The organism is Segatella copri, assembly GCF_019249655.2.
Lineage (GTDB): Bacteria > Bacteroidota > Bacteroidia > Bacteroidales > Bacteroidaceae > Prevotella.
Map to the genome: position 1 here is coordinate 87,501 of NZ_CP137558.1, position 5,648 is coordinate 93,148.

General features: G+C 42.4%; 3 protein-coding genes and 1 rRNA gene (1 of these 4 only partly in view). All 4 read right to left on the reverse strand.

Annotated features, from left to right (window positions below):
* Positions 1-854, reverse strand: a 16S ribosomal RNA gene (locus KUA49_RS17575) (it extends 678 nt beyond the left edge of the window).
* A 133-nt stretch (positions 855-987) separates the two neighbouring features.
* On the reverse strand, positions 988-1,179 hold the full coding sequence (locus KUA49_RS17580; RefSeq protein WP_218413527.1) for a hypothetical protein: 192 nt from the start codon (positions 1,177-1,179) through the stop codon (positions 988-990).
* A gap of 1,144 nt (positions 1,180-2,323) precedes the next feature.
* On the reverse strand, positions 2,324-3,559 hold the full coding sequence (locus tag KUA49_RS17585; RefSeq protein ID WP_218413528.1) for a replication initiation protein: 1,236 nt from the start codon (positions 3,557-3,559) through the stop codon (positions 2,324-2,326).
* 198 nt (positions 3,560-3,757) lie between these two features.
* Positions 3,758-5,197: an alanine/glycine:cation symporter family protein gene (locus KUA49_RS17590; protein ID WP_412178616.1), complete on the reverse strand. Its 1,440-nt coding sequence runs from the start codon at positions 5,195-5,197 to the stop codon at positions 3,758-3,760.
* Positions 5,198-5,648: the final 451 nt, after the last annotated feature.

Consider the following 5,648-nt stretch of genomic DNA (forward strand, 5'->3'; position numbering starts at 1 on the left):
CGCTGACCTATTCAGACCAACAGCGGGCATCCATCGTTTACCGTGCGGACTACCAGGGTATCTAATCCTGTTCGATACCCGCACTTTCGAGCTTCAGCGTCAGTTGCGCTCCAGTGAGCTGCCTTCGCAATCGGAGTTCTTCATGATATCTAAGCATTTCACCGCTACACCACGAATTCCGCCCACTTTGTGCGTACTCAAGGAAACCAGTTCGCGCTGCAGTGCAGACGTTGAGCGTCTACATTTCACAACACGCTTAATCTCCGGCCTACGCTCCCTTTAAACCCAATAAATCCGGATAACGCCCGGACCTTCCGTATTACCGCGGCTGCTGGCACGGAATTAGCCGGTCCTTATTCATAAGGTACATGCAAAAGGAGTCACGACTCCCACTTTATTCCCTTATAAAAGCAGTTTACAACCCATAGGGCCGTCATCCTGCACGCTACTTGGCTGGTTCAGGCTCTCGCCCATTGACCAATATTCCTCACTGCTGCCTCCCGTAGGAGTTTGGACCGTGTCTCAGTTCCAATGTGGGGGACCTTCCTCTCAGAACCCCTACTGATCGTCGCCTTGGTGGGCCGTTACCCCGCCAACAAGCTAATCAGACGCATCCCCATCCATCACCGATAAATCTTTAATCTCTTTCAGATGTCTTCTAGAGACGTCATTGGGTATTAGTCTTACTTTCGCAAGGTTATCCCCAAGTGATGGGCAGGTTGGATACGCGTTACTCACCCGTGCGCCGGTCGACGCCCATCAAAAGCAAGCTTTCGATGTCGTTTCCCCTCGACTTGCATGTGTTAAGCCTGTAGCTAGCGTTCATCCTGAGCCAGGATCAAACTCTCCATTGTAAAATATCATTTTTACTTCTTGCCTCATTGCTGAAGCAATCGGTGTTTGTTGTCTGTACTTAGGACGAATATCCTTTTCGTTTATTGAAGCTTAGTAAACCTGACTTGTCAATTTCTTGACGGTTCGTTTCTTTTACCCAGTCAACTTTCTTATTTCTAAGAAGTTAACCGCTTCTTGTACTACTTGTCTGTTTATGTAAAATCTTTCAAAGAACTCTTTCTTTAGTTGCTTAGAGAAAGCGTATTTCTCAAAAGCGAGTGCAAAAGTACTAACTATTTCCGAAACTGCCAAATGTTTCGAGGAAAAACTTTCATTTTTAGCCATATTTTAACAGTCTTAAACATTTAGAGGGCCTTAATATGCCATTTCTCATTAATATATATATACGCACATATACGCATGACACATGCATACGCGTTACGTGCACCTGTGCATGCACAATTACCTAAAGTGCATATACAGATGATCATCCACATACATGCAAAACTCCAGCACTGGCTGAAGTCCCACCATTCAAGCAAAAAATCTATACTTTTCAAAATGTAAAGAAATCACATATCTACGAAACTGTTTACCAAAAACTACGAAACCGTTTACCTAAATCTACGAAACCGTTTACCTAAATCTACGAAACCGTTTACCTAAATCTACGAAACCGTTTACTTCGAGCTTTGTAACTTATTGAAAATCAATATGTTGAAATTTCCGTAATTATAATAATAATCTAATTTATAATTATAAAAAGAAATTTACTTTTTTGAAGGAAAAATATAAAGTACTGATTACTAAATACTTATAAGAAGCCAGGTAAACGGTTTCGTAGATATGACAGGAGAGCAATGTAAAAATTACTTGTGTTTATCAGGCTTTTTAAGCATTTCCGCCCGGCAAATTCAGAAATATAAAGACTAACATGCAGCATATCAATAAGTTAGCGTAAACCAGGTAAACGATTTCGTAGATATAGAGGCTTTCATTGAGCATGAAGGCATCTATGAAACCGCTTATCTATATCTACGAAACCATTTACTTTAATAGATACAACAACCTGATAATCAACATAATAAGGAAGTAATTATATATATAATAACCCCATCTTTTAATTATGACATATTTTTATGCTCGAAAGCAAAAAACATAATACGTTGAATATCAGTTGGTTAGTAAATACAAGGTAAATGGTTTCGTAGATATGCAAGCTTTTCCTACCATGATATCTACGAAACCATTTACCTGGAATGATATAAACATCTGATAAACAGAGATATAGCGAAACATTTTTTTTGTGTTCTTTAAGAGTACTGTTTTTACATTTAAACGATTTTTGCGTTTGTAAAGTGTTGAAATATAGAATGTTAGGTGTCTTGTGGTAAATGGTTTCGTAGATATAGCCCAAAAAAGTCGCAAATAAGAGCTATATAAAGCTATAATAAAGCCATATAAGCCATATTTGCGACTCTTTATAGGTTTACCCCTCGTAGAAAGTTGGAGCGAAGGAGCCTACGCATTTAAAGTATTCCTGGGCAACTTTCTCCACTCCCAGTGTTTTGAGTAATCCAAAGTCTTCTTTTGAAGCCTTGACGCAGAACCTCTGATTTTTCATACCGAGGAATTTCACCCTCTTGAGTAAGGCTGCTTGTGAAGGATCAATTATCATGGAGAGGAATTCTTTCCATTTGTCCTCCCCACCCTTTTCCATTTCTATCTTTGAATTTTCTGTCGTTGCTACATGGGCAAACAAGTCGCCCATTACAGGCTCCTTGCTCTGAGGCAGTCCTTGCTTATCCTTATCCAAGACATTGCCATTGATATGGGCTTTTCCCAAAGCAGTTCTCTTGATTTTGAATATCAGTGCTTCAGGATTGCCTCTTGACTGTCCCCTCTTATATACGGGTGTACAGTCGGTGAACATGATATCAACCTTGTCTTCCTTGCTTAATTTGGCAAAATCTTCCTGCACCGCATCCAATACTTGCTTTTTAAACTGCGAGAATTTCGGATACTGTTCTTCTATAACAGTTCCGTCTTCTGCAATTTTAGCCATGCCCAGGTATTCCTTCAATTGCATGAATGGCACCTTTATGGTCATTTTCCCATTGTTTATTCCCATTTGGCGCAGTAAGAACAGATATATCCTAGGAGTGTTCTGCCTGCTTGCATATCGTGCAATCAAGGCGATATGATGGATGAATCCTTGGCTCATGTCGAAGGCATATTTGGCAACAACTGGGTCAATCTTCAGCTCAACCTCTCCTTTAGACCTGTCGTATGTGACACCCTGCTTGGTGGTATAACCATTGGTTACGATATCTTCTGTTATGTTAGAAAAGACGTGCTGTATGACGGCCTTGCCATCTATCTTGATTCTGACGCTGAAGTCCAGAAGTTCCTTCAGGGTTTTGCGCAGATCCTTATAGTGGCTTGATTCAATACCTAATTCATTCAACTTCAGTTTGATTTTAGGTACATTCATGGCAACATGTTCTTTATCTACTTCAAACATATAGTCTGAGCGCAGATTACCTTTCTCACGCTTTTCGTTAAAGAATCTCGTTACATATTCCTGTAGATGCGAGCTTACGCAAAACAATATATGCTGTTGTGCGAGCGTACATTGTTTATCTATCTTTGTGAAGCTGAATGGAGTATTAATCCATTGTTCACCTGCATTGGGCTTTGCTATTTCCTTTTTTTTATCTGCCATATCCGGTATCTTGTCTAAATGTACTTATGCTCTATATAAGTACTTATATTCTATATATTTGTTGCAAAAGTAAGTAAAATACCTGATATTAGAAAATATATCCACCTTTTTTTTATGTGAAGAGACAAAATCTTCAAGTTTTAACCAAAATATGACTCATGTTTTGCATGCCATGCCTCCAGTTGCCATGCCTCCAGTTTACCAAGCCTCCAATTGATCGGCAATCTCTGGCATTTTATCCTTGGAGAACACAGGATTCTTGCCTTCCTTCTTCTGCTGTCGATAGTCTTGCAGCAGGAAAACGGCCTGGCGGGATAGCAAAACGATGGCCACAAGATTGCAGAGGGTAAGAAGCGCCATCGTGATGTCGGCAAAACTCCATGCAAAATCCAATGATACCACAGCACCAATCATCACCATCGCAGCTACGGCAAGGCGATAGATAAATACGCCCAGTTTGGAATCCTTGATATATCTCACGTTTGTCTCGCCATAATAATAGTTGCCGATGATACTGCTGAAGGCAAAGAGCCATATCATCACAGCCACGAAAGGATTTCCGATGCTTCCTATCTCATGGGTCAGGGCATCCTGCGTGAGCTGGATACCATTGGATGCTGTGACGTCTACCCCACTCACCAGGATGATGAATGCCGTGCAGGAACATACCACCAGGGTATCCGTAAACACGCCCAGAGCCTGGATGAGTCCCTGCTTCACCGGATGGCTCACCGTGGCCGCCGCAGCCGCATTAGGAGCACTACCCTCGCCTGCCTCATTGCTGAACAGGCCTCGCTTGATGCCCTGTATCACCGTTACGCCAAGCACTCCGCCCGCTGCCTGATTGAATCCGAAGGCATTCTCCACAATGGTGAGCAATACCTGAGGCAGGCAGGTGATGTTCCAGATTACTACGCCCACGGCTATCAGGAGATAGATGATTGCCATCACTGGAACCACCGTGGAAGAAAACTTAGCCACTCGCTGGATACCGCCGAAGATGATGAGCAGCGTGAGCAGCGTGAGCACGATGCCCATGGTGGCAGGATCGATACCGAAGGCCTTCTGCCATGCCAGACAGATGGTGTTGCTCTGCACGGAATTATAGGCAAAACCGAAGGTGATGATCATCAGCACGGCAAAGAGGATACCCATCCATCCCTTGCCCAATCCATACTTCATATAATAGGCAGGTCCGCCATAGAAGGAAGTCTTGCCCTTGCGCTTGTAAAGCTGGGCAAGCGTAGATTCTATGAAGGCTGATGCGGAACCCAGCAAAGCCAGCACCCACATCCAGAACACGGCTCCCGGACCACCGACGCTGATGGCTGTGGCCACACCCGCAAGATTACCCGTACCGATTCTGCTTGCCAGTGCCACCACGAATGCCTGGAAGGAAGAGATGTGCTTCATCTCGCCATCCACCTTCACATCCATCGACAGCTCATCCTGTCCTATCTCGTCGGGCTGAACCTTATCGGGATGGAGCAGCAGCCTCACCATCTCCCTGATGAGACGAAACTGAACGAAACGGGTTCGCCAAGTGAAAAACACGGCACAGCATATCAAAACGGCAATGATGATATACGACCAGAGAAAATCGCTAACCTGAACAAAGATGTTCTGAATTGAATCTATCATTTTTTATCTGCTAATTTATCTGCTAAATATCTGTATATATTATCTTTCCGGCTGCAAAATTACTAATTTTCTCTCAATAAACGGGCCATAATGGGCAATAATCGGAGGAAATAGCTTATAATTTTGTCGCAGATACTTAGTTCAGCCATCTGAAGGCATACTTTTCATGCGTTTTAAAGCCCTTTTTAGAAGTCTGCAAACATGTTTGCATGTTTGCATGTTTGCTTGCAAGCATGTTTGTTAACCTACATGTTTGCATGTTTGTTAACCCGCATATTGAAAGCATTTATACTGAAAACCAATATATTAGTAATTCTGCAAACATGTTTGCATGCTTGCATCCAAACATGTTTGTGTGTTTGCATGCAAACATTTCGGCATATTTTCTTGGTTATTTCAATTAATTCATGTACCTTTGCACGCAGTTTAATATTTAAAAGTCAAAGAC

Bases quoted from the DNA above. Each gene is read 5' to 3' on its own strand.
- KUA49_RS17580 (WP_218413527.1), bottom strand. From the start codon at position 1,179: ATGGCTAAAAATGAAAGTTTTTCCTCGAAACATTTGGCAGTTTCGGAA.
- KUA49_RS17585 (WP_218413528.1), bottom strand. From the start codon at position 3,559: ATGGCAGATAAAAAAAAGGAAATAGCAAAGCCCAATGCAGGTGAACAA.